Source organism: Pseudomonas caricapapayae (assembly GCF_001400735.1).
In the GTDB taxonomy this organism is placed as follows: domain Bacteria; phylum Pseudomonadota; class Gammaproteobacteria; order Pseudomonadales; family Pseudomonadaceae; genus Aquipseudomonas; species Aquipseudomonas caricapapayae.
On record NZ_LJPW01000070.1, the window covers coordinates 1 to 549 of the forward strand.

The 549-nt window shown below is 61.2% G+C and carries 1 protein-coding gene; it reads left to right on the forward strand.

Annotation, left to right across the window (positions count from 1 at the left end; genetic code table 11):
* The coding region (locus tag ALO80_RS11205) for a toxin VasX (RefSeq protein ID WP_328586927.1) at positions 1-549 on the forward strand (549 nt) is incomplete at both ends.

Below are 549 nucleotides of genomic sequence, written 5' to 3' on the forward strand. Positions count from 1 at the left end.
ACACCCGCCACGGCCACCAGCCTGTGCCCCTTCAGAGGCCCGAATGTCGCCATCGTGCCGGTGCGCTACGCGCTGGATCGCTCCTGTTACGATGCCGCGCCCGGTACGCTGAAACCGCTGCTCAAGGCCAGCAAATGGACGCTGATGCCGAGTCTGAAAACACGCAGCTATACCCTTCGCCAACTGTATGACGGCTATGTCTACGTGTTCGACGAAACCGCAGGGACCTTTCATGAGTACGTTTCGTCAGCCGCCAATGGCCATCTGAGCCGCATCGTCTGGACAGACGCGCAGATCGGCAGTGACCGGCGAAGCGGTGCCGACGATGGCAAACCCTTCCTGTTCTATCCGCGAAACAACCGGCTTCACATCGCTTTTTCGCCGCAGCAATGGACGTGGCGCATCTGCGAACACCTGCGCTCGAACCCTGCAAGCCGTGCGTCGTGGATGAAGGCCCTGGACCTGAAGCGCTACTGCACGACCATGGCCGAGCCGGATACCTTGCCGTTGAACCGTATCGCCGAAGCGGTGGCGGACATCGACAAGGAG